Raw genomic sequence first — 19,685 nt, forward strand, 5'->3', positions numbered from 1 at the left:
CCGCGCTCAGCTGCCGCCCGCCCCGGGCCGCCACACGACCCGGGGCGGGCGGACCGCCGCGCACAGCGGCAGCCCGCAGCCGTCGGTGAGCCCGAGGCTCGCCTGCGCCGCGCCCGACGCCACCAGCTCCGCGGGGATGTCGCCGAAGAACAGCTTCGCCCGCCGGAACATGGCGAAGTGGCCGCCGGGGGGCAGCTCGCCCCAGGTGAGGTAGAAGAACCGCTCACCGCGGCGCCCCTGCACATAGGGGCCGCGGAAGTCCGTGGTCCCGTCGGGCGCCCGGACGACCTCGGCGGTAATGTCGAATACGGCCTCCTCGGCGTCCGCCGGCACCAGCTGCTCGGGGTCACGGCCCCGTTGTGCTCCGACGTGCACGTCGGAGAAGTCGCCGCAGCCAAGGCCGGGCAGTTCCCGGCCGTTGATGCGCAAGGTCAGCCGGGCCATCGGCAGGCTCTCCTCTCCCCCGTTCGGCCGATCGGTGGTCCGACCGGGTGCCAACGGTCGCGTGGGACGCACTCAGGAGGTACGAACCATGACCACCGCCAAGGACATCATGCATCCAGGGGCCCATTGGATCCCTGCGCACGAGACGCTCGACCGCGCCGCACAACTGATGCGCGAACTCCATGTGGGCGCCCTGCCCATCGCCAACTCCGAGGACCGGCTCTGCGGCATTCTCACGGACCGTGACATTGTGGTCGGCTGTGTGGCGATGGGCCACGACCCGTCACGGGTCACGGCCGGCGACATGGCCAAGGGCACGCCCCGCTGGATCGCCGCCGACGCGGACGTGGACGAGGTCCTGCACGAGATGCAGGACCACCGGATCCGCCGGCTGCCCGTGATCGAGAACAAGAGGCTGGTCGGAATGATCAGCGAGGCCGACCTGGCCCGGCATCTGTCGGAGGACCAGATCGCGTCGTGGGTCGAGCAGGTGTACGCGCAGGGCTGACCTGCTCCTCCTCCGGCACGAGGACCGCCCGGGCCACCGCGTCCGGGCGGTCCAGCATGAGCAGATGGCCCGACGGCTCCACGGCCTCGAAACGGGCCTCGCCGAGCTGCCGTGCCAGCGTGCGCTGCCGCTGCAGCCACCGGAGCCCGAACCGTCCGCCGCGCCCGTCGTACGCGGCAAGCACCGTCACCGGCATGCCCTCGGGGAGCGGGAAACGCTCGCGCAGGGCCAGCAGTTCGGCGGCGACCGCCAGGTAGTGGGTGTTCTCCAGCAGCGCGCCCTGCAGCACGCGCGAGGTGCCGTAGCAGCGGCGTACGAGGGCGGCGGGGGCCGGGTCGACGCCGCTCGTCCGGGACAGGCGGACCGTGGCCCGACGGGTGAGGGGGCCGAGGGCGGCGGGCGCGCCGACGGCGGTCAGAGCCGCACCGACGGTGCGTGCGACTGCCGTACGCAGGGCGGGGGCAGCGGGTACGCGGGCGTGCTCCTCGATGCTCGAGTCGACGAGGACGATGCCGGCCGCCCGGGAGGGGTGGAGGCGTGCGAAGGCTTCGGCGTGGAACCCGGCGATGGAGTGGCCGACGACGGTGGCGGGCCTGTCGCCGAGGCCGACCGCGTCGAGGAGGGCGGCGATGCGGTGGGCCTCGCCGGCGGCGGACGGCGGCACGGAGGCCGGTCCGCTCAGCCCGTGTCCGGGGCGGTCGAAGCGGACGACGGTGCGATGCGCGGTGAGCAGGGGGACGACGGGGTCCCAGTCGAACCAGCTCATGGCGAGCCCGGCGCTGAGCACGCAGACGGGGCCGCTGCCCTCGACGACGACATGATGGGGCACGCCGCCGATCCGTACGAAGCTCACTCTCCACGCCTCCCCTCCCGCGGCGCCGGGTGCGCGGGTACCGGCAGCCACCCTGTCACGAGCGGTATTCGGAGCGGCCGACCGCCTCCCCGTGGCCCCGATGCCGTGTCGGTCCGGAGCGCGGCGACGGGAGCCGGGGCACGGGAACCGGCAGCGCAACGGCAGCCCGCCGGTCCACGGGACCACCACGATCAGGGGGCGGTCATCGACTGCCGTATGACGGTACTTCCGACATCGTGCCTCATGTTAGGTCGTGTCGGACCTGTCCCTTACCGGGGACTTCTGCCTGGTGGAGCTAGGGTGCGTCGTGTGACGAGTGAACGGAGGGCCATGCACGGACAGCTACTGCTGCTCCTGGCCCTGCTGTTCGGGATCGTCACGATGTCGGCGGGCCGTCCCGGTGAGCACGCGCCTGCGGCCGCCGCGCCGGCCGCGCCGGTCCGTGAACACACCGCCCCCGCCGCCCCGCCGGCCGGCACGGATCCGACGTACGTCTCCCTGGCGGTCCTGGGTGTCTGGGGTATCGCACTGCTCGCCGCCCGGCGCCATACGCGCCGCGGGTCCGCCGGGAAGAGCAGTGCCGGGACCCGGTCGCGGCCGGCTCCGGCCATACGGACGAATCCGCCGCCGCTCCGGTCCGTGCTCGCCACCTTGTCGGTGCTGCGCCAGTAGGAGCGCGTCCGGCCGTCCCGTCCTGCCCTGACGCGGTGGCAGACGCACGCCTTCCCCCGCCTTCCCCCACAGCGAGGTGCACACAGTCATGCGCATGGAGCACACCCGTCAGACCTCTCCCACCCGTCGTGCCGTCATCGGCGCCGGGCTCGCCGCCGCGGGCTCCGGGCTGGTCGCCGCCTGTTCGAGCGACGACGGAACGGACCGCGGCGGTCACGGCGCGGCCGCGGGTGCCGGCCCCGATGGTTCCGGCGCGCCCGGTGCACCCGGTGGCAAGAAGGGCGAGGCCCGGCGTCGCAGCGGAGAGGACCGCAGCCTCACCTTCACTGCCACCCCGAGCACGGTCGAGCTGGGTGGCGGGCGCACCGTCAGGACGTGGACGTACAACGACGAACTGCCGGGCCGGGAGGTCCGGATCACGGCGGGCGACACCCTCCGGCTGTCGCTGGCCAACCATCTGCCGGACCCCACCACGGTCCACTGGCACGGCATCGCCCTGCCCAACGACATGGACGGCGTGCCCTTCGTGACACAGCCGCCGATCAAGCCGGGCGAGTCCTTCTCGTACCGCTACGAGGTGCCGCACGCCGGGACGTACTGGTTCCACCCGCACCTGGGCGTACAGGTCGACCGGGGGACGTACGCGCCGCTGATCGTGGAGGACCCGAACGAGCCGCTCTCCTACGACCGGGAGTGGGTCGTCATGCTGGACGACTGGCTCGACGGGGTGGACGGCTCCACCCCGGACGATGTGCTCGCCCAGCTGCGCAAGGGCAAGCCCAGCCGTATGAGCCACGGCACCGAGCACGACGGCCATGGGCGGTCCACCCCGCCCAAGCCCCCCAAGCCGTCCGGACCCGTGGGGGCGGGCGCCGGGCCCGCATGGGCGCACGAGGACGGCAAGAACCCGTCGTCGGCGTCCCCGTTCCGCAGCAGGGGCCCACGCCGGCTGATGTCGGGCGCCCACAGCAATCTGCTCGGCGGCCACGCCGGGGACATCGCCTACCCCCACTACCTGATCAACGGCCGGACGCCGGACGATCCGACGCAGTTCAGGGCGAGGCCCGGCGACCGGATCCGGTTGCGCATCATCAACGCCGGCGGCGAGTCGGCCTTCCGGGTGGCACTGGGCGGCCACCGGTTCACGGTCACCCACAGCGACGGTTTTCCGGTCCGGCCGTACAGGGCCGATGCCCTTCTCATGGGCATGGGTGAGCGCTACGACGTGCTGTTCACCGCGAAGGACGGCGTCTTCCCGCTGACCGCTCTCGCCGAGGGCAAGAGGGGCTCGGCGCTGGCCGTGCTGCGGACCGGCAAGGGGACTCCCCCGGGGCCGTCCACGCGTCCCGCCGAGCTGTACCGCAAGGTGCTGCGGTCGGCCGCTCCCCTCCTGCCGGACGAGTCCGTGCGCCTGTCGCGGCGCAAGCCGGACCGCCTCATCAAGATCAAGCTGACGGGGGGCATGGAGAAGTACGACTGGGGCTTCGACAGAAAGCCCTACGACCCCGACGTGGTCCACAGGATCGAGCACGGCGAGCGGGTCAGGCTGGTGCTCATCAATGTGACCGACATGTGGCACCCGGTCCATCTGCACGGCCATACCTACGCCCTGGCCGGAATCGACTCCCGTGGTGCCCGCAAGGACACCGCCGCGGTCCTTCCGCACCACAAGCTGGTGGTGGACTTCGACGCGGACAACCCGGGCAAGTGGATGCTCCACTGCCACAACATCTACCACTCGGAGTCCGGGATGATGACCACCGTCGTCTACCGCGACTGACGCCGCGGGAACCCTCGTCGCCTTCGGGGCGCCCCCGCAGTGGGGCGCCCCACACTCCTCGCCCAGTACATTGCGTCAATCAGACGATTACACTGTTCCCGTGCCTCAACTACGCCTCGCCCTGAATCAGATCGACTCCACCGTCGGTGATCTCGCCGGGAATGCCGAGTCGATCGTGCACTGGACCCGGCACGCCGCCGACCAGGGGGCGCACCTCGTCGCGTTCCCGGAAATGGTGCTGACCGGCTACCCCGTCGAGGACCTGGCCCTGCGGTCCTCCTTCGTCGAGGCGTCACGGGCCGCCCTGCGGGCGCTCGCCGTGCGCCTCGCCGACGAGGGGTTCGGGGAACTTCCCGTGATCGTCGGCTACCTGGACCGTTCCGAGAAGGCCCAGCCCCGCTACGGCCAGCCCGCCGGCGCCCCGCAGAACGCGGCGGCCGTGCTGCACCGCGGCCGGGTGGTGCTGAGCTTCGCCAAGCACCACCTTCCCAACTACGGGGTCTTCGACGAGTTCCGCTACTTCGTGCCGGGCGACACCATGCCGGTGGTCCGGGTGCACGGCGTCGACGTCGCGCTCGCCATCTGCGAGGACCTCTGGCAGGACGGCGGCCGCGTCCCGGCCGCGCGCTCCGCCGGGGCCGGCCTGCTGGTCTCGATCAATGCCTCACCGTACGAGCAGAACAAGGACGACACCCGCCTGGAGCTGGTCCGCAAGCGCGCCCAGGAGGCGGGCTGCACGACGGCCTACCTGGCGATGATCGGCGGACAGGACGAGCTCGTCTTCGACGGCGACTCGATCGTGGTCGACAAGGACGGCGAGGTCATCGCGCGCGCCCCGCAGTTCGCGGAGGGCAGCGTGATCCTCGACCTCGACCTGCCGGAGGCCGCCGCCGAGCCCGCGACGGGTGTGGTGGACGACGGCCTGACCATCGACCGCGTCGTCATCTCCGACGATCCGCTGCCCGCCTACGAGCGGGAGCTCACGGGCGGTTACGCCGAGCGCCTCGACGACGACGAGGAGGTGTACTCCGCGCTGGTCGTCGGGCTGCGCGCGTATGCCGCCAAGAACGGTTTCCGGTCCGTGCTGATCGGCCTCTCGGGGGGCATCGACTCCGCACTCGTCGCTGCGATCGCCTGCGACGCGATGGGCGCCGAGAACGTGTACGGCATCTCCATGCCCTCGAAGTACTCGTCGGACCACTCCAAGGGCGACGCGGCCGAGATGGCCCGCCGCACCGGGCTCAACTTCCGTACCGTGCCGATCGAGCCTATGTTCGACGCCTACATGGGCTCGCTCGGCCTCACGGGTCTCGCCGAGGAGAATCTCCAGTCGCGGCTGCGCGGCACGATGCTGATGGCCGTCTCCAACCAGGAGGGCCAGATCGTGCTCGCGCCGGGCAACAAGTCGGAGCTGGCGGTGGGCTATTCGACGCTCTACGGCGACTCCGTCGGTGCGTACGGCCCGATCAAGGACGTCTACAAGACCTCGGTCTTCCGGCTCGCCCGGTGGCGCAACCGGGCGGCCGAGGAGCGGGGCCAGACCCCGCCGATCCCGGAGAACTCCATCTCCAAGCCGCCGAGTGCCGAGCTGCGCCCGGGCCAGGTCGACACCGACTCCCTCCCCGACTACGACGTCCTGGACCGGATCCTCGAGCTCTACGTCGACCGCGACCAGGGCAAGGACGCGATCGTGGCGGCCGGTTACGACGAGGAACTGGTCAAGAGGACCCTCCGCCTGGTCGATGTGGCCGAGTACAAGCGGCGCCAGTACCCGCCGGGCACGAAGATCTCGGCGAAGGGCTTCGGCAAGGACCGGCGGCTGCCGATCACGAACCGCTGGCGGGAGACGACGACGCACTGACCTGCTGCCCGGTCTCGGCGAGGGGGCTTCCCGCGATCACCAGGGAGGCCCCCTTCGCCGTACCCCGGGCACCACGGTCGAGAAGCCCGGCCGCCGCCGCGGTCAGCAGCCCTGCCATCGCCAGGGCCGCGCCGACGAGGGTCGGGGACGTCCAGCCGAAACCCGAGGCGATCGCCGCCCACCCAGCCATGCCCCGCCCGCGTTGGCGAGGTTGAAGGCGGAGTGGTCGGAGGCGGAGGCAAGGGTGGGAGCGTCCTGCGCCTTCTGCATCACCAGCATCTGGAGCGGGGTGGTCGTCATGAAGCCGACCGCGCCGAGTACGACCACGGTCACGAGTGACGGCCGATCTGCGGGGGCCGTCACCGCAGATCGGCCCCGGACGCGTGCGCTGCGCGGCACGCGTGTCCGGGGCCCGGAGCGGGGAAGGGCGAAACGGCGAGCGGTCAGAGTGCGACGCGCGCCGCGATGGGCAGATGGTCGCTGGCCGTCCGCGGCAGGTTCCAGGACGCCACGGGCTCGACACCCTTCACCATGATCTGGTCGATCCTGGCCATCGGGAACGACGCCGGCCAGCTGAAGCCGAAGCCGTCGCCCGCCGCGCCCTGTGTGGAACGCATCTGGGAGGTGACCGCGTTCAGGGAGCGGTCGTTCATCGTGCCGTTGAGGTCGCCGAGCAGGATCGCCCTGGGCGTCCGGTCCTGCGCGATCGCCTCCCCCAGCGCGTCGGCACTCTCGTCGCGCTGACTGGCGGTGAAGCCCGCGTTCAGTTTGACCCGCACCGACGGCAGATGGGCCACGAAGACCCTGACGTCGCCGATCGGCGTCGACACCGTCGACCGCATCGCACGCGTCCAGCCCAGCCGGATGTCGACGGGCCCGGTGTCGCTCATCGGGTACTTGCTCCACAGCCCGACGGTGCCCTGCACGGAGTGATAGCGGTACACCGACTCCAGAGCCTTCTCGTACGCGGGGACCGCGTCCGCCTTCAGCTCCTCCAGCGCGACGATGTCCGCGCCGGCCTCCGCGACCTGGCGTGCGGTGCCCTCGGGGTCGGGGTTGTCGGCGTTCACATTGTGCGTGGCGACCGTGAGGCCGCCGCCCTTGCCTCCCGTGTCGCCCGCCTTGTCCCAGACCAGCCCGCCGAAGAGATTCAGCCATACGACCAACGGCACCAGAAGGGCGATGAGCGCCGTCGCGGACCGACGGATCAGCGCGAACACCAGCAGCAACGGAACGAGGACACCGAGCCAGGGCAGGAAGGTCTCCGTCAGACTGCCCAGGTTGCCGATCCTGTTCGGAATCTGGGCGTGGAGGATCATCAGCAGTGCGACGACCAGGGCACAGACGGCGAGAACGATGCCGCGCCGCCAGATCCCCGGGTCACTGCGCCATCGGTCGAGCACGGCCCGGCCCCGGGACCCGGGGCGGAGGTCCTCCGCGCCGTCGTGCCCGGTCTCCGCGATGTGTGCCTGCCGCATGCCGTGTCCTCACTGCTTTACCGCCTTGCCTTGCCGGCGCATGCCCGCCCCTCAATGACCCTAGGGGATGAGCCGTCGCCTGCTGTCGTACGGTCACGAGGACGACACGGCGGCGCGCCGGGTTCCGATCAAGGACTCCGGGGCGGCGGCTGTGACAGAACGCGGATATTGGCAGTCCGGGCAGCTCAGCGACCCGGAGCCGGTACGGATGGCGCGGCCGGCGGGCGAAGTCCCTCCAGCACGGCCGAGACGATGCGCTCCGCCAGGCCCTCGGGCAGCGGGGCGTCCGGCCGCATCACGGCCCGTACGAGCATGGGGCCGACGATCAGGTCGTTCACCAGGTCGATGTCGACGTCGTCCCGGATCTCCCCGCCGGCGATCCCCCGCCGCAGGATCTCCAGGACGACGGCGCGCCGGGGATCGATCACGGTCGCGACATATGCCGCCCACAGCCTGGGGTGGCTCTTCATCTGTGCCAGCACGTTGTTCAGCAGGGCGGAGGAACGCTGGGCGAGACCGCGCACACGGACGGACTCCAGCATGACGACGAGGTCGTCACGGGCGGAGGTGCCGGGCAGGGCGGGTTCCGGCGGCTCGATGTCCCGCAGGACCTCGACGAACAGCTCCTCCTTGTCGCTCCAGCGGCGGTAGATGGTGGCCTTGCCGACTCCCGCCGTGCGGGCGATGCGTTCGATGGAGATCTCGCCGAGCGGCACACCCTCTTCCAGGAGTGTCACCACCGCGGCACGGATCGCCCGTTCGGCCGCCTCGCTCCGGGGACGGCCGCGCCGCGGCTCCGTGCCACCTGCCGTGGCGCGGCCCCCGGAACCGGCGCCCGGCCCACCCCCGCCCGCGGAACCGTCCGCCGGCCTGCCCGTACCCCCGGCACCTGGCCTTTCCGCAGCCCCGCCCGCGGAACCGTCCGCCGGCCTGCCCGTACCCCCGGCACCTGGCCTTTCCGCAACCCCGCCCGCGGAAGGGATCACGCCCCTGCCGGCTCCTGGGCCCCTCACCGTCTCCACCTCGCCCCGCACAGCCGCCTCCGCCTCTCCCGATCCGTACCGGACAGCGCTCCGTGTCCGGTGTCCGGCGCGGTCGGCCCCGCCGGTCGCAGGACCGGTCGACCGACACCTGCCGGCACTCACCCCCTGGCCGCCCCCGCCGCCGAACGTTCACCCGGCTCCCCGGGCACGGGCGGCCCGCCCGTGCCGTCCGGGCGGCGTCCCGGGAGGTAGAGCGCCACGACCACTGCGCCCACCATCGTCACCGTTGCCGCGCCGAGTGCCGTGAGGTGCATGGCGAGGATGAAGGCGTCGTTCGCGGGCCCAATCAGCAGGTTCCCGGACGGCCCGAGCTTCTCCGCGACACCCAGCGTCGCCTCGATCGACTCACCGGCCGCCTCCCGGGCCGCGTCCGGCAGGCCTGCCGTCCGGTCGAGGGCCCCCTCGATCCCGCCCCGGTACGCCGCCGACAGCAGCGAGCCGAGCATCGCCACACCGAGCGCACCACCCACCTGCCGGAAGGTGTTGCTGATCGCGGAGCCCACCCCCGCCTTCTCCCGCGGCAGCGACTGCATCACCGCGACCGTCACCGGCGGCATGACATGTGCCATCCCGGCGCCCTGGACGAAGAAGGCGACCTCCAGCATCCACAGCGGCGTCGTGGCGTCGAAGAGGGCGAAGGCGGCCAGTCCCGTGGTGATCATCAGCATTCCGGCCGTGCAGGTCGCCTTCGCCCCGAACCGGCCGATGGCCAGCCGGGCACGCGGCGCGAATGCCGACTGGGCCACCGCGAGGGGCAGAAGCAGCAGCCCTGCCGTCAGCGCGCTGAAGCCGCGCACGCTCTGCAGATAGAACACGGAGAGGAAGGCCACCCCCATCATCGCGAAGAAGCCGAGCGCGGTGGCGGCGATCGCGGACGAGAACACGGGGTTCCTGAAGTACGAGAAGTCGAGGGCCGGGTGGTCGCAGCGCACCTCGTAGAGCACGAACGCCGTCAGCACGGCCAGACCGCCGAGCAGCGGCAGCAGCACCGCAGGGGCGGTGAGGGAGGCGAGCTCGCCGCCGCGGATGATGCCGTACACCAGCAGCACGAGTCCGACGATGGACAGCAGCACGCCGACCGGGTCGATCCGTCCCGGGGCCGGGTCCCTGGAGTCGGGGATCAGCAGCACCATCGCGACGAAGCCGACGATCACCACAGGCACATTGACCAGGAAGATCGAGCCCCACCAGAAGTGCGCGAGCAGCAGCCCACCGGTGAGCGGCCCGAGGGCGATGGACACGCCCACTCCGCCCGCCCAGATGCCGATGGCCTTGGCCTGCTCATCCCGTTCGAACACATTCATCAGGACGGCCAGGGTGGCCGGAATGACGAACGCCGCCCCGACGCCCATCACCGCGCGATACGTGATGAGTTCGGCCGGCGACCCGGAGAACGCGGCGAGTGCGGAGCCGAAGCCGAACACGGCCATGCCGAAGAGCAGCGCCTTCTTGCGGCCCGTGCGGTCGCCGACCAGTCCGGCCGTGAAGAGCAGTGCGGCGAAGACGAGGGTGTAGGAGTTGATCGCCCATTCCAGTTCGCCCTGGGTGGCGCCGATGCCGACGGGCGCGGGAGTGGCGATGGTCTTGACCGCGACGTTGAGGACCGAGTGGTCCAGCACCACGATGAGGACGCTGAACATGAGCACGGCGAGGATGGCCCAGCGGCGCCGGTGGACTGCTTCCGGCACACGGGAGTATTCGGGTGAAACACCTGATGGTCGGGACATGAAGCGAGCTTTCCCGTTTTCGATACGAGACCGTCTCGTATAGGAAAAAACGACCGGGATGGCGGAACATCGCGGGGGTGTGAACGGCACCACTTCACGCGACGGGCACCGGGATGCCACCATGGACGGGATCCGGGGACGCCGTCAGGGCGCCTCGAGATGACGAAGGAGCCGTTCACCATGACGCTTCAGGCTGCTCAGAAGCAGCCCGCCGACAGCAGCACCAAGGCGCTGTACGGCGGCAAGAGCACTCGTCGCATCACGGTCCACGACATCGCCGCTGCCAAGGAGCGCGGCGAGAAGTGGCCCATGCTCACCGCGTACGACGCGATGACCGCGTCCGTCTTCGACGAGGCGGGCATCCCGGTGATGCTCGTCGGCGACTCGATGGGCAACACCCACCTCGGCTACGACACCACCGTGCCCGTCACGATGGACGAAATGACCCTCCTGTCGGCCGCCGTCGTGCGGGGCACCAGGCGTGCCCTCGTCGTCGGCGACCTGCCCTTCGGCTCGTACCAGGAAGGCCCGGTCCAGGCGCTGCGCAGCGCCACCCGGCTGGTCAAGGAGGCCGGGGTCGGTGCCGTGAAGCTGGAGGGCGGGGAGCGTTCGCTGCCCCAGACCGAGCTTCTGGTCCAGGCCGGCATCCCCGTGATGTCGCATCTCGGCCTGACCCCGCAGTCCGTCAACACCATGGGCTACCGGGTGCAGGGCCGCAGCGACGAGGCCGCGCACCGGCTGCTGCGCGACGCCAAGGCGGCGCAGGACGCGGGCGCCTTCGCCCTGGTGCTCGAACTCGTGCCGGCCGAGCTGGCCGCCGAGGTCACCCGTTCGCTGCAGATCCCGACCATCGGCATCGGTGCCGGTCCCGACACCGACGCACAGGTCCTCGTCTGGACCGACATGGCCGGCCTGACGGACGGCAAGGTGCCGCGCTTCACCAAGCAGTACGCGAATCTGCGCCAGACCCTCGGTGACGCGGCACGGGCCTTCGCGGACGACGTCGTCGGCGGGACGTTCCCGGCCGAGGAACACACCTTCCACTAGCCGCTGCAGTCAGGCACCGCGCACCACCGCCAAGCCACTCCCGGCACCAACGACAGCCCGCCGATCTTCCCCCGTCGGCGGGCTGTCGGCCGTCCGCGGCGGGGTGGTGGCGCCTGGGCGTAGCCTGAGAACGGACTCGGGGACCGCCCGCTCCGCCCGGGAGGCGGATGACCATGGCCGGAATCTTCGCCAAGAACTTCGACTCGGCCGACGAGACCCGCCCGTTCGAGGACGGCAAGGGGAAGCTCGACCTTCTCACCACGGACCACGGCCCGGTCGGCCGTGCCGTGTTCGAGCCGGGCTGGCAGTGGTCCCAGCACGTGAAGCCCATCGCGGGCACGGAGAGCTGCCAGGCCGCTCACGCCGGATACGTCGTCAGCGGACGGATGAAGGTCGTCATGGACGACGGGGAGTCCGCGGAGGCGGGCCCGGGCGACTACATCGGCATCGCACCCGGCCACGATGCCTGGGTGGTGGGGGACGAGCCGTGCGTCGTCATCGACTGGGCAGGGTTCGGGGACTACGCGAAGCCCGGGTGATCCCCGCCGACGGCGGTTCTCCGTGGCTGTCCGCGCCCGGCCCTCGTCCACCGCCGATGTCGCTGTCGGTGCTCTGTCGGTGGGCCGCAGGTGGGCTGTCGGTGGCTTGTCGGTGGCTTGTCGGTGACGTCTGCGACCGTGAACGGCATGACGCGAACCGACAAGAACGCCGTCGAGGTACGAGGCCTCGTGAAGCACTACGGCGAGACGAAGGCCCTCGACGGCGTGGACCTCGACGTTCCCGAGGGCACGGTCCTCGGGGTCCTCGGGCCCAACGGCGCGGGCAAGACCACCCTCGTGCGCTGCCTCTCGACCCTCGTCGTCCCGGACGCCGGACACGCCACCGTCGCCGGATACGACGTGGTCAGGCAGCCGCGCCGGCTGCGCCGGACGATCGGCCTCACCGGCCAGTACGCATCGGTGGACGAGAAACTCTCCGGTCTGGAGAACCTGTACATGATCGGGCGGCTGCTCGATCTGTCGCGCAAGGACGCCAGACGCCGCGCCGCGGAGCTGCTGGAGCGCTTCTCGCTCACGGAGGCCGCCAAGCGCCCCGCCTCCACGTACTCCGGCGGTATGCGGCGCCGCCTCGACCTGGCCGCCTCGATGATCGGGCAGCCCGCCGTGCTCTACCTCGACGAGCCGACGACCGGGCTCGACCCCCGCACACGCAACGAGGTGTGGGACGAGATCCAGCGGATGGTCGCCGAAGGTGTCACCGTCCTGCTCACCACGCAGTACATGGAGGAGGCCGAGCAGCTCGCGACCGCGCTGACGGTCATCGACCGCGGCCGGGTCATCGCCGAGGGAAGGATCGACGAGCTGAAGGCGAAGGTCGGCGGCCGGACCCTGCGGATCAGGCCCACGGACCCGGCACGGTTGCCGGCGATGGCGGCCGCGGTCCGCGAGGCGGGGCTGGACGGAGTCGCCGGTGCACAGCCCGTCCCGGACGAGGGCGCCCTGTACGTCCCGATCCTCAGCGACGAGCAACTGACCGCGGTGGTCGGTCTGCTGGGGGCCCGCGGCTTCGCCATCGCCGACATCGGCACCGATCTGCCCAGCCTGGACGAGGTCTTCCTGGCCCTCACCGGCCACCGGACGTCATCCGTCAACGACACGATTCCCCAGGAGGTCGCCGCGTGAGCGCCACCACCGTCAGCACCACTCACCTCGCCGACGACGACCGGATCGGCATGCGTGGCAATCTGCGGCACATCGGCGCTCTCGTCCGACGCAATCTGCTGTGGATCCGGCAGGACCCGGAGTCGATGTTCGACGCCGTACTGATGCCGATCGTCTTCACCGTGCTGTTCGTGTTCGTCTTCGGCGGCTCGGTCGCCCTGGCCCTGGGCGGCGATCGCTCCACCTACGTGGACTATGTCGTGCCCGGTCTGATGGCGATGACGTGCGTGAACATCGCCATGGGTGTCGGCACCGGCTTCAACCAGGACTTCCAGACCGGTGTCATGGACCGGTTCCGGTCGCTGCCGATCGCCCGGTCCTCCGTTCTGATCGCCAAGATCGTCGTCGAGGTCGGACGGATGGTCGTCGCGACCGCGATCCTGCTGACGGTCGGCTTCGTCCTCGGTCTGTCCGTGTCGAACGTACCGGGACTGCTCGCGGCCGTCGGTCTGTCGATGGTCTTCGGCGGCTCGATCATGTGGGTCTTCCTCACGATGGGCGTGACCATGAAGAACGCCCAGGCGATCCAGGGAATGGGGTTCCTGGTGCTGATGCCGTTGCAGTTCGGGTCCTCGATCCTCTCCCCGCCCACCACCATGCCGGGCTGGCTGCAGACGTTCACCGACTACAACCCGCTGTCCTCGCTCGCGGATGCCGCCCGTGGTCTGATCCACGGCGGCGCCGTCGCCCACGACGTCTGGGTGACGCTGATCTGGTCGGGGGTGATCACCGCGGTGATGGCTCCGATCGCGATCCGGAAGTTCCGTACGAAGTCCTGAGCCGGGCGCGTACGACGGCGGCGGCCTCCTCCAGTGCGAGGCGGCCGCCCTCGGCGTACCGGGCCGCGTAGACCTCGTCGCCGAGCGCGGCCCGGGCCGCCCGCTCGGCACGGTCGTGGACCTCGCGCTCCAGGCTGGTCCGGACATGGCGGGCCGGCAGAATCTCCTTGTAGGCGCCGAGGAGTCTGGCCGCGTCCTGAGCGGTCTCCTCCCCCAGTGCGGCGAACGCCTCGGCGGCGGTCATCAGATGAGCCGCGGCCATATGGGGCGCAACCATCCTGGCCAGTGGGGTCATCGCCGAATCCAGCGCTCCGATCACATGCTCCAGCGCCTCGTCGTAGCGGCCGTCCAGGCAGTCCAGCCAGGCGAGGCCACCGATCCGGAATCCCTCGAACATCGCCAGGGTTTCCGAACTGAACTCCCCGGCGAGCAGATTCAGTTGCACTCTCGCCTCGGCGGTGCGGCCGTCGAGACCGAGGAGGAGTGAGAGGCACAGACGGGCGGTGGGGACCGCCTCGTGGCAGCTCTCGTCCGCGTGCGCCAGTACGTCGTTCAGGATCGCCTCCGCCTCGTCACGGCGGCCCAGTTCGGTCAGCATCGACGCCAGCCGGGCCCGTAGCAGCGGCACCTGACTGTCGGCGCCGACGCGCACGGCACAGTCGAGCGCTGCAGCGAAGTCATCGGCGGCCAGGGCGAATTCACCGCTCTTCTCGCGGGCCTCCGCCCGGGCGGACAGCGCTCCCGCAGTGCCCCAGAGATCTCCGCACCGCTCGAAGATCTCCAGACCGCGGTCGGCGTCCGCGGTCGCGTCACCCGCCCATTCGCTGCGGTTGGCCAGCACATTGGCGCGCAGTTGGAGAGCGGCCGCGAGATCCCATTCGTAGCCGAACTCCTCGCAGGCGCGGACGGTCTCGTCGAGCACCTGCCGCAGCTGGTCGTGCTCGCCGGTGAGCAGGACCGCGTAGAACCAGAGCATGCCGGGGAAGCGGCACGTCTGCGGCAGTCCCGGCCGGTAGACCGAAGCGACGCCGCGCAGCCACTCCAGCCGCTCGGGCGATGTCCAGTTCTCCGCCCCGTGCTCCATGCTGACCATCCCGATCAGCCGCACCCCGCGCCTGGCCTCCAGCAGCCGCTCGGGCTCCAGCGGAGGCGGGGCGTCGATGACCCGTGCGTGCATGGGCGCGACGGGGCCGAAGGGCGGTGCGAACGGATCGGGCCCGAGCGCCGCCACGGCCCGTGACCAGTGTCGCGCGGGAACGCGCAGATCCCTGATCTGCCAGTACCAGCCGAGCGACAGCACCAGGCACAGTGCCTCGTCCTCGTCATGGGCGGCACAGGCCCGGCGCAGGGCGGTGGTCATGTTCTGCTGCTCCCGCTCGAGCAGCGCGATGGCGTCGATCTGCCCGTGCCGACGCAGCAGAGGGTCCGTACGGCGGGCGAGTTCGCGGTAGTGCACACGGTGGGCGCGCTCGGCATCCGCCCGGTCGCCCGCCTCGTCCAGCCGTTCGGCGGCGTACTCGCCGACGGTCTCCAGCAGGTGGTAACGCATCCCGCCGTCCGGGGAAGGCACAGCGACGACCAGCGACTTGTCGACCAGGGCGCCGAGCACGGAGACGACGTCGAATGCTCCGACGTCCGCGTGACGCACCCCGGGAGCACCCGGGGTGGCCGAGCGGCGCGCATGCCCGTCGGGGCCGAGCGTGCCGTGCGTGGCGGCGGAGTACCGGGTAGGACCGGGACCCTGCACCGCGGGCGCCCCGGACGCAGACCCGCCGGACAGGCCGGAGTCCGTCGTCCCGGCGGGTCCGGGCACCGTGGCCGCCGCCGTCGGATGCGGGGTGCCCGGCGCCCCGGACACCGCACCGGCAGGCGGACGTGCGGAGCGCGGCGCCGGTGGCACCCTCGGCGTCTCCGGGCCGCCGAGGGGCGCACTCGCGGCGCAGACCGTCTCCGCCGCCTCGAGGTCGCAGCCGCGGGCGAAGACCGAGAGGCGGCGGAGCACCGCACGCTCGGGCTCGTCGAGGAGGTCCCAGGACCAGTCGACGACCGCGCGGAGGGTCTGCTGGCGGGGCAGCACCGTCCGGATACCGCCCGACAGCAGCCGGAAGCGGTCGTCGAGGCGGTCGGCGATCTGACGGGCCGTGAGCATCCGCAGCCGGGCGGCGGCAAGTTCGATGGCGAGGGGGAGCCCGTCCAGGCGGCGGCAGATCTCGGCGGACGCCTCCGCCGTCACGGAGTCCGTGTCGGTGCGGAAGGCGGGGTTCGCGGCCGCGCCGCGGTCGGCGAGAAGACGCAGGGCCATCGGAGCGGGCAGGGGGCCGACCGGACGCACCGACTCCCCCGGCACCCCCAGGGGCTCGCGACTGGTGGCGAGGACCGTGAGGCCCGGGCAGTGCACGAGAAGCTGCTCGCACAGGGCTGCGGCAGCGGCGACGACATGCTCGCAGTTGTCGAGGACGATCAGCATGCGGCGCCGTGCGCAGTGGTCGGTGAGGCGGACGAGCGGGTCGTCGCCGTGCCGGTCCGTCGCGGCTCTCAGCTCATCGGCTCCCGCGCCGCGCAGCACGGTCTCGCGCGCCCCGAGCGCGGTGAGCACGGCATCCGGCACGTTCTCCGGGTCGCCGACGGGCGCCAGCTCGACCAGCCAGACGCCGTCCGGGTACGACGCCGCCACGCGCTCGGCCGCCTCCTGCGACAGCCGGGTCTTGCCCGACCCGCCCGGCCCGAGCAGGGTGACGAGCCGTGCCCGTCCGAGGTCGGCGCGGATGGCCTCGATGTCGGCCTTCCGCCCTACGAAGCTGGTCAGCCGTGCCCGCAGATTCCCCGGTGCGGCGGCCTTGAGCGGTCCCTCCGGCTGCGTCCGGTCCGGCTGCGGTGCCGGAGGGGGCTTCAGCAGCTCCCTGTGCAGCGCGCGCAGCTCGGTACCCGGGTCCGTGCCCAGCCGGGCCGAGAGCTCGCGTCGTACGGACTCGTAGGCCGCCAGTGCCTCCGCGGGACGCCCTGCGGCGCGCAGGGCCCGGATGCGCAGCGCCTGCAGGGGTTCGTCGAGCGGATGTTCCTCGCAGAGCGACACGAGCTGCGGGAGCGCCTCCTGGACCCGGCCGAGGCCGAGCTCCGCGGCGAGGCGTGTGCGGCGGGCGTACAGACGGCGCGCCTCCCAGCGGGCCGCCTCCCCGCCGCGGCCGGGCAGATCGGCGAGCACCGGCCCCCGCCACAGCTCCAGTGCCTCGCCCAGCAGTTCCGCCGCCGCTCCGGGGTCACCCCCGGTGTATGCCCGCGCGCCCTCCCCCACCAGCCGCTCGAAGCGGTGCAGGTCCACCTCGTCGGCATCGGCGGCCAGCCGGTAGCCGCCTTCGGACGACAGCACGGCGTCGCGCCCGAGGGCCCGGCGTGCGCGCCCGACCAGCGCCTGCACCGCCCCCGCCGCGTCTGCGGGCGGATCACCGTCCCACACGTCGTCGACGAGCACGTCGACCGGCACCGTGCGCCCGGCGCGCAGCGCGAGCGCGGCGACGAGCGCACGCAGCCGTGCCCCGCCGAGGGTGACAGGGGTGCCGTCCTCATGAACGGTCCGGGTGGTGCCGAGTACCTGGTAACGCACCGCCCCATTCTCTTCGATCGCCAGGAACGCTCGCTGCCGCACGGGACGTTGCCCGCGTGTCACCACTACGCACTACGCTCGACCCGCCCCGTGCCCGCGCGCCGATCGAGGAGCCCCGCCCATGACCACCGCCGCGACCCGCCGGAGCGATCGCCGTGTCTCCCCCGTCTTCCTCGGCATCGCGGCGATCATGGCGGTCACCGGCTGGGCGGTCTGGACGGCCTTCTCGCCCAACCCGGGCCTCGCGGTGTTCCTCTTCGTCACGTCCGCGTGGATCGTCTCGCTCTGCCTCCACGAGTACGCGCATGCCCGCACGGCGCTCCACGGCGGCGACATCACGATCGGGGCCAAGGGCTATCTGACGCTCAACCCGCTCAAGTACACGCACGCCGTACTGAGCATCGTGCTCCCGGTGCTCTTCGTGATCATGGGTGGCATCGGGCTGCCGGGCGGCGCGGTCTTCATCGAGCGGCACCGCATCAAGGGCCGCTGGAAGCACAGCCTGATCTCGGCCGCAGGCCCGCTGACCAACGTCGCGTTCGCCGTCGTGTGCACGGCGCCGTTCTGGCTGGGCGCACTCGACGGCGTGCCCATGGCCTTCCGCTTCGCCCTGGCCTTTCTGGCGCTGCTCCAGGTGACGGCGGCGATCCTCAATCTGCTGCCCGTCCCGGGGCTGGACGGGTACGGGGTGATCGAGCCGTGGCTGTCGTACGGGATCCGGCGTCAGGTGGAACCGATCGCACCGTACGGACTGATCGGCGTCTTCGCCCTGCTGTTCTTCGTGCCGGGTGTCAACGAAGCCTTCTTCGACGGCATCCGTGCCGTCATGGACGGCCTCGGCGTGGACTGGAACGACGCCGCCTGCGGTCAGAACCTGTACCGCTTCTGGACCGGGCGCAACCCCGTCTGCGAGGCGGCGATGGGCCACTGAGGGCCCGGCCCGGTGTCCCTGGCGGATCCCCGCCGCCCCGGCCTGTCGGCGCGCGACGTCAAAGGCACGTCTCCCCTGCCCCGCCGGTGACCTGGGGCACAGCCCTCGGGCCGTATCTTTCGGGGACTGCCGGCCGGGCAGGATCCGCACGAGGCAACCGGCCCCCGCGCGGGCGGCTCGGCCGTAGCCGTCGCCTCAGGCGCCGCGTGCCGCCTTCCCCCGGCGGATGTAGTAGATCGCCATGTTCGACGAGACACCGGCCAGCAGTACCCAGACGATCCCCATCCAGCTGCCCTGTACGAAGGACACGACCGCCGCGGCGACGGCCAGGGCGCAGATCACAAGGGCGTAGAGGGCGAGGCGGGGCATGGGGGTCGGCTCCTGTCCGGTCACTGATGGTGCGGTCCAGTGTCCCCCATGCCCGTGCCGCGGCGTACGAGGGCCGACGGTCCGCGTCGGACAGCGCTGAGGGGTCCGCTGCGAACGACCGTCACGGGTCCGTGCCACGACGGTCAGACGTCGGTGACGCGCAGACCGGCGTGCGCCTTGTAGCGGCGGTTGACCGAGATCAGATTGGCGACCAGCGATTCCACCTGGTGCGCATTCCTCAGCCGGCCCGCGAAGACTCCCCGCATGCCGGGGATACGACCGGCGAGTGCCTGCACGATGTCGGTGTCGGCGCGCGTCTCGCCCAGGACCATCACATCGGTGTCGATCTCCTCGATCGACTCGTCCTGCAGCAGCACGGCCGAGAGGTGGTGGAAGGCGGCGGTGACGCGGGACTCGGGCAGCAGGGCGGCGGCCTGCTCGGCGGCGCTGCCCTCCTCCGGCTTCAGCGCGTAGGCGCCCTTCTTGTCGAAGCCGAGCGGGTTCACACAGTCGACGACGAGCTTCCCGGCGAGTTCGCCGCGCAGCGCCTCCAGGGTCTTGGCGTGACCGTCCCACGGCACGGCGACGATCACGACGTCGCTGCGCCGCGCGCACTCGGCGTTCTCGGCTCCCTCGACACCGAGGCCCAGCTCGGACGCCGCGGTCTCGGCGCGCTCGGCGACGCGGGAGCCGATGATCACCTTCTGTCCGGCACGGGCAAGCCGGTAGGCGAGGCCGCGGCCCTGGTCACCGGTGCCTCCGAGGACGCCGACGACGAGACCGGCCACATCGGGAAGCTCCCAGGGGTCCTTCGCGGCGGGCTTGGTGGCGGCGGCGTTGTCTTGAGAAGTCATGTCCCGACCTTACTTCC

At 71.5% G+C, this 19,685-nt stretch carries 17 protein-coding genes and 1 pseudogene; 9 read left to right on the top strand and 9 right to left on the bottom strand.

The features are described 5' to 3' along the window. Positions 1-6 precede the first annotated feature (6 nt). Positions 7-444, bottom strand: a complete 438-nt coding sequence (locus tag AC068D_RS04335) for a DUF5990 family protein (RefSeq protein WP_478821428.1) — start codon at positions 442-444, stop codon at positions 7-9. Positions 445-532: 88 nt separating this feature from the next. On the opposite strand from AC068D_RS04335, the gene AC068D_RS04340 reads away from it, so the two are divergent. Continuing rightward, the gene (locus tag AC068D_RS04340) at positions 533-952 is read left to right on the top strand and encodes a CBS domain-containing protein (protein WP_478821429.1); all 420 of its coding nucleotides are present in this window, start codon (positions 533-535) and stop codon (positions 950-952) included. On the opposite strand, the gene AC068D_RS04345 is transcribed toward AC068D_RS04340, so the two are convergent. Next, positions 873-1,805 (bottom strand): alpha/beta fold hydrolase, encoded by a 933-nt coding sequence (locus tag AC068D_RS04345; RefSeq protein ID WP_478821430.1) that lies wholly within the window; start codon positions 1,803-1,805, stop codon positions 873-875. The genes AC068D_RS04340 and AC068D_RS04345 overlap by 80 nt on opposite strands. Before the next feature lie 309 nt (positions 1,806-2,114). Here AC068D_RS04345 and AC068D_RS04350 point away from each other — a divergent pair, with 309 nt between their 5' ends. The 3 genes from AC068D_RS04350 (at position 2,115) to AC068D_RS04360 (ending at position 6,118) form a co-directional block, all read left to right on the top strand. Then, the gene (locus AC068D_RS04350) at positions 2,115-2,477 is read left to right on the top strand and encodes a hypothetical protein (RefSeq protein ID WP_478821431.1); all 363 of its coding nucleotides are present in this window, start codon (positions 2,115-2,117) and stop codon (positions 2,475-2,477) included. Positions 2,478-2,571: 94 nt separating this feature from the next. Then, entirely contained in the window at positions 2,572-4,257 is a 1,686-nt protein-coding gene (locus AC068D_RS04355; protein ID WP_478821432.1) for a multicopper oxidase family protein, read from the top strand. A 100-nt stretch (positions 4,258-4,357) separates the two neighbouring features. Beyond that, positions 4,358-6,118 carry an NAD+ synthase gene (locus tag AC068D_RS04360; protein ID WP_478821433.1) on the top strand — a complete coding sequence of 587 codons (1,761 nt, stop codon included), beginning with the start codon at positions 4,358-4,360 and terminating at the stop codon, positions 6,116-6,118. Here the strand turns inward: AC068D_RS04360 and AC068D_RS04365 are convergent. From AC068D_RS04365 to AC068D_RS04380, 4 genes and pseudogenes are all read right to left on the bottom strand, one after another. After that, a pseudogene (locus AC068D_RS04365) lies at positions 6,084-6,457 on the bottom strand (MFS transporter); the annotation flags it as partial. The gene AC068D_RS04360 and the pseudogene AC068D_RS04365 overlap by 35 nt on opposite strands. 104 nt (positions 6,458-6,561) lie before the next feature. After that, entirely contained in the window at positions 6,562-7,596 is a 1,035-nt protein-coding gene (locus AC068D_RS04370) for an endonuclease/exonuclease/phosphatase family protein (RefSeq protein ID WP_478821434.1), read from the bottom strand. Between the two features lie 185 nt (positions 7,597-7,781). Beyond that, the gene (locus tag AC068D_RS04375; RefSeq protein ID WP_478822007.1) at positions 7,782-8,579 is read right to left on the bottom strand and encodes a TetR/AcrR family transcriptional regulator; all 798 of its coding nucleotides are present in this window, start codon (positions 8,577-8,579) and stop codon (positions 7,782-7,784) included. A 158-nt stretch (positions 8,580-8,737) separates the two neighbouring features. Further along, positions 8,738-10,366: a DHA2 family efflux MFS transporter permease subunit gene (locus AC068D_RS04380; RefSeq protein WP_478821435.1), complete on the bottom strand. Its 1,629-nt coding sequence runs from the start codon at positions 10,364-10,366 to the stop codon at positions 8,738-8,740. Positions 10,367-10,546: 180 nt separating this feature from the next. Here AC068D_RS04380 and panB point away from each other — a divergent pair, with 180 nt between their 5' ends. The 4 genes from panB (at position 10,547) to AC068D_RS04400 (ending at position 13,913) form a co-directional block, all read left to right on the top strand. Beyond that, a complete protein-coding gene (gene panB, locus AC068D_RS04385; RefSeq protein ID WP_478821436.1) occupies positions 10,547-11,413 on the top strand; it encodes a 3-methyl-2-oxobutanoate hydroxymethyltransferase in 867 nt (288 codons plus the stop codon). A gap of 173 nt (positions 11,414-11,586) precedes the next feature. After that, complete coding sequence (locus AC068D_RS04390) at positions 11,587-11,952, top strand: cupin domain-containing protein (RefSeq protein WP_478821437.1); 366 nt, start codon at positions 11,587-11,589, stop codon at positions 11,950-11,952. A gap of 147 nt (positions 11,953-12,099) precedes the next feature. After that, a complete protein-coding gene (locus AC068D_RS04395; protein WP_478821438.1) occupies positions 12,100-13,095 on the top strand; it encodes an ATP-binding cassette domain-containing protein in 996 nt (331 codons plus the stop codon). Beyond that, positions 13,092-13,913, top strand: a complete 822-nt coding sequence (locus AC068D_RS04400) for an ABC transporter permease (protein ID WP_478821439.1) — start codon at positions 13,092-13,094, stop codon at positions 13,911-13,913. The genes AC068D_RS04395 and AC068D_RS04400 overlap by 4 nt, the downstream gene beginning before the upstream one ends. Here the strand turns inward: AC068D_RS04400 and AC068D_RS04405 are convergent. Further along, complete coding sequence (locus AC068D_RS04405) at positions 13,861-17,514, bottom strand: ATP-binding protein (RefSeq protein WP_478821440.1); 3,654 nt, start codon at positions 17,512-17,514, stop codon at positions 13,861-13,863. The genes AC068D_RS04400 and AC068D_RS04405 overlap by 53 nt on opposite strands. 121 nt (positions 17,515-17,635) lie before the next feature. Here AC068D_RS04405 and AC068D_RS04410 point away from each other — a divergent pair, with 121 nt between their 5' ends. Further along, positions 17,636-18,445 carry a site-2 protease family protein gene (locus AC068D_RS04410; RefSeq protein WP_478821441.1) on the top strand — a complete coding sequence of 270 codons (810 nt, stop codon included), beginning with the start codon at positions 17,636-17,638 and terminating at the stop codon, positions 18,443-18,445. Between the two features lie 195 nt (positions 18,446-18,640). Here AC068D_RS04410 and AC068D_RS04415 read toward each other — a convergent pair whose 3' ends face one another. Continuing rightward, positions 18,641-18,814 carry a hypothetical protein gene (locus AC068D_RS04415; RefSeq protein ID WP_478821442.1) on the bottom strand — a complete coding sequence of 58 codons (174 nt, stop codon included), beginning with the start codon at positions 18,812-18,814 and terminating at the stop codon, positions 18,641-18,643. 143 nt (positions 18,815-18,957) lie between these two features. Next, positions 18,958-19,668 (bottom strand): NADPH-dependent F420 reductase, encoded by a 711-nt coding sequence (gene npdG / locus AC068D_RS04420; RefSeq protein WP_478821443.1) that lies wholly within the window; start codon positions 19,666-19,668, stop codon positions 18,958-18,960. Between the last annotated feature and the right edge of the window lie 17 nt (positions 19,669-19,685).

The organism is Streptomyces sp. NPDC043861, from assembly GCF_056435905.1.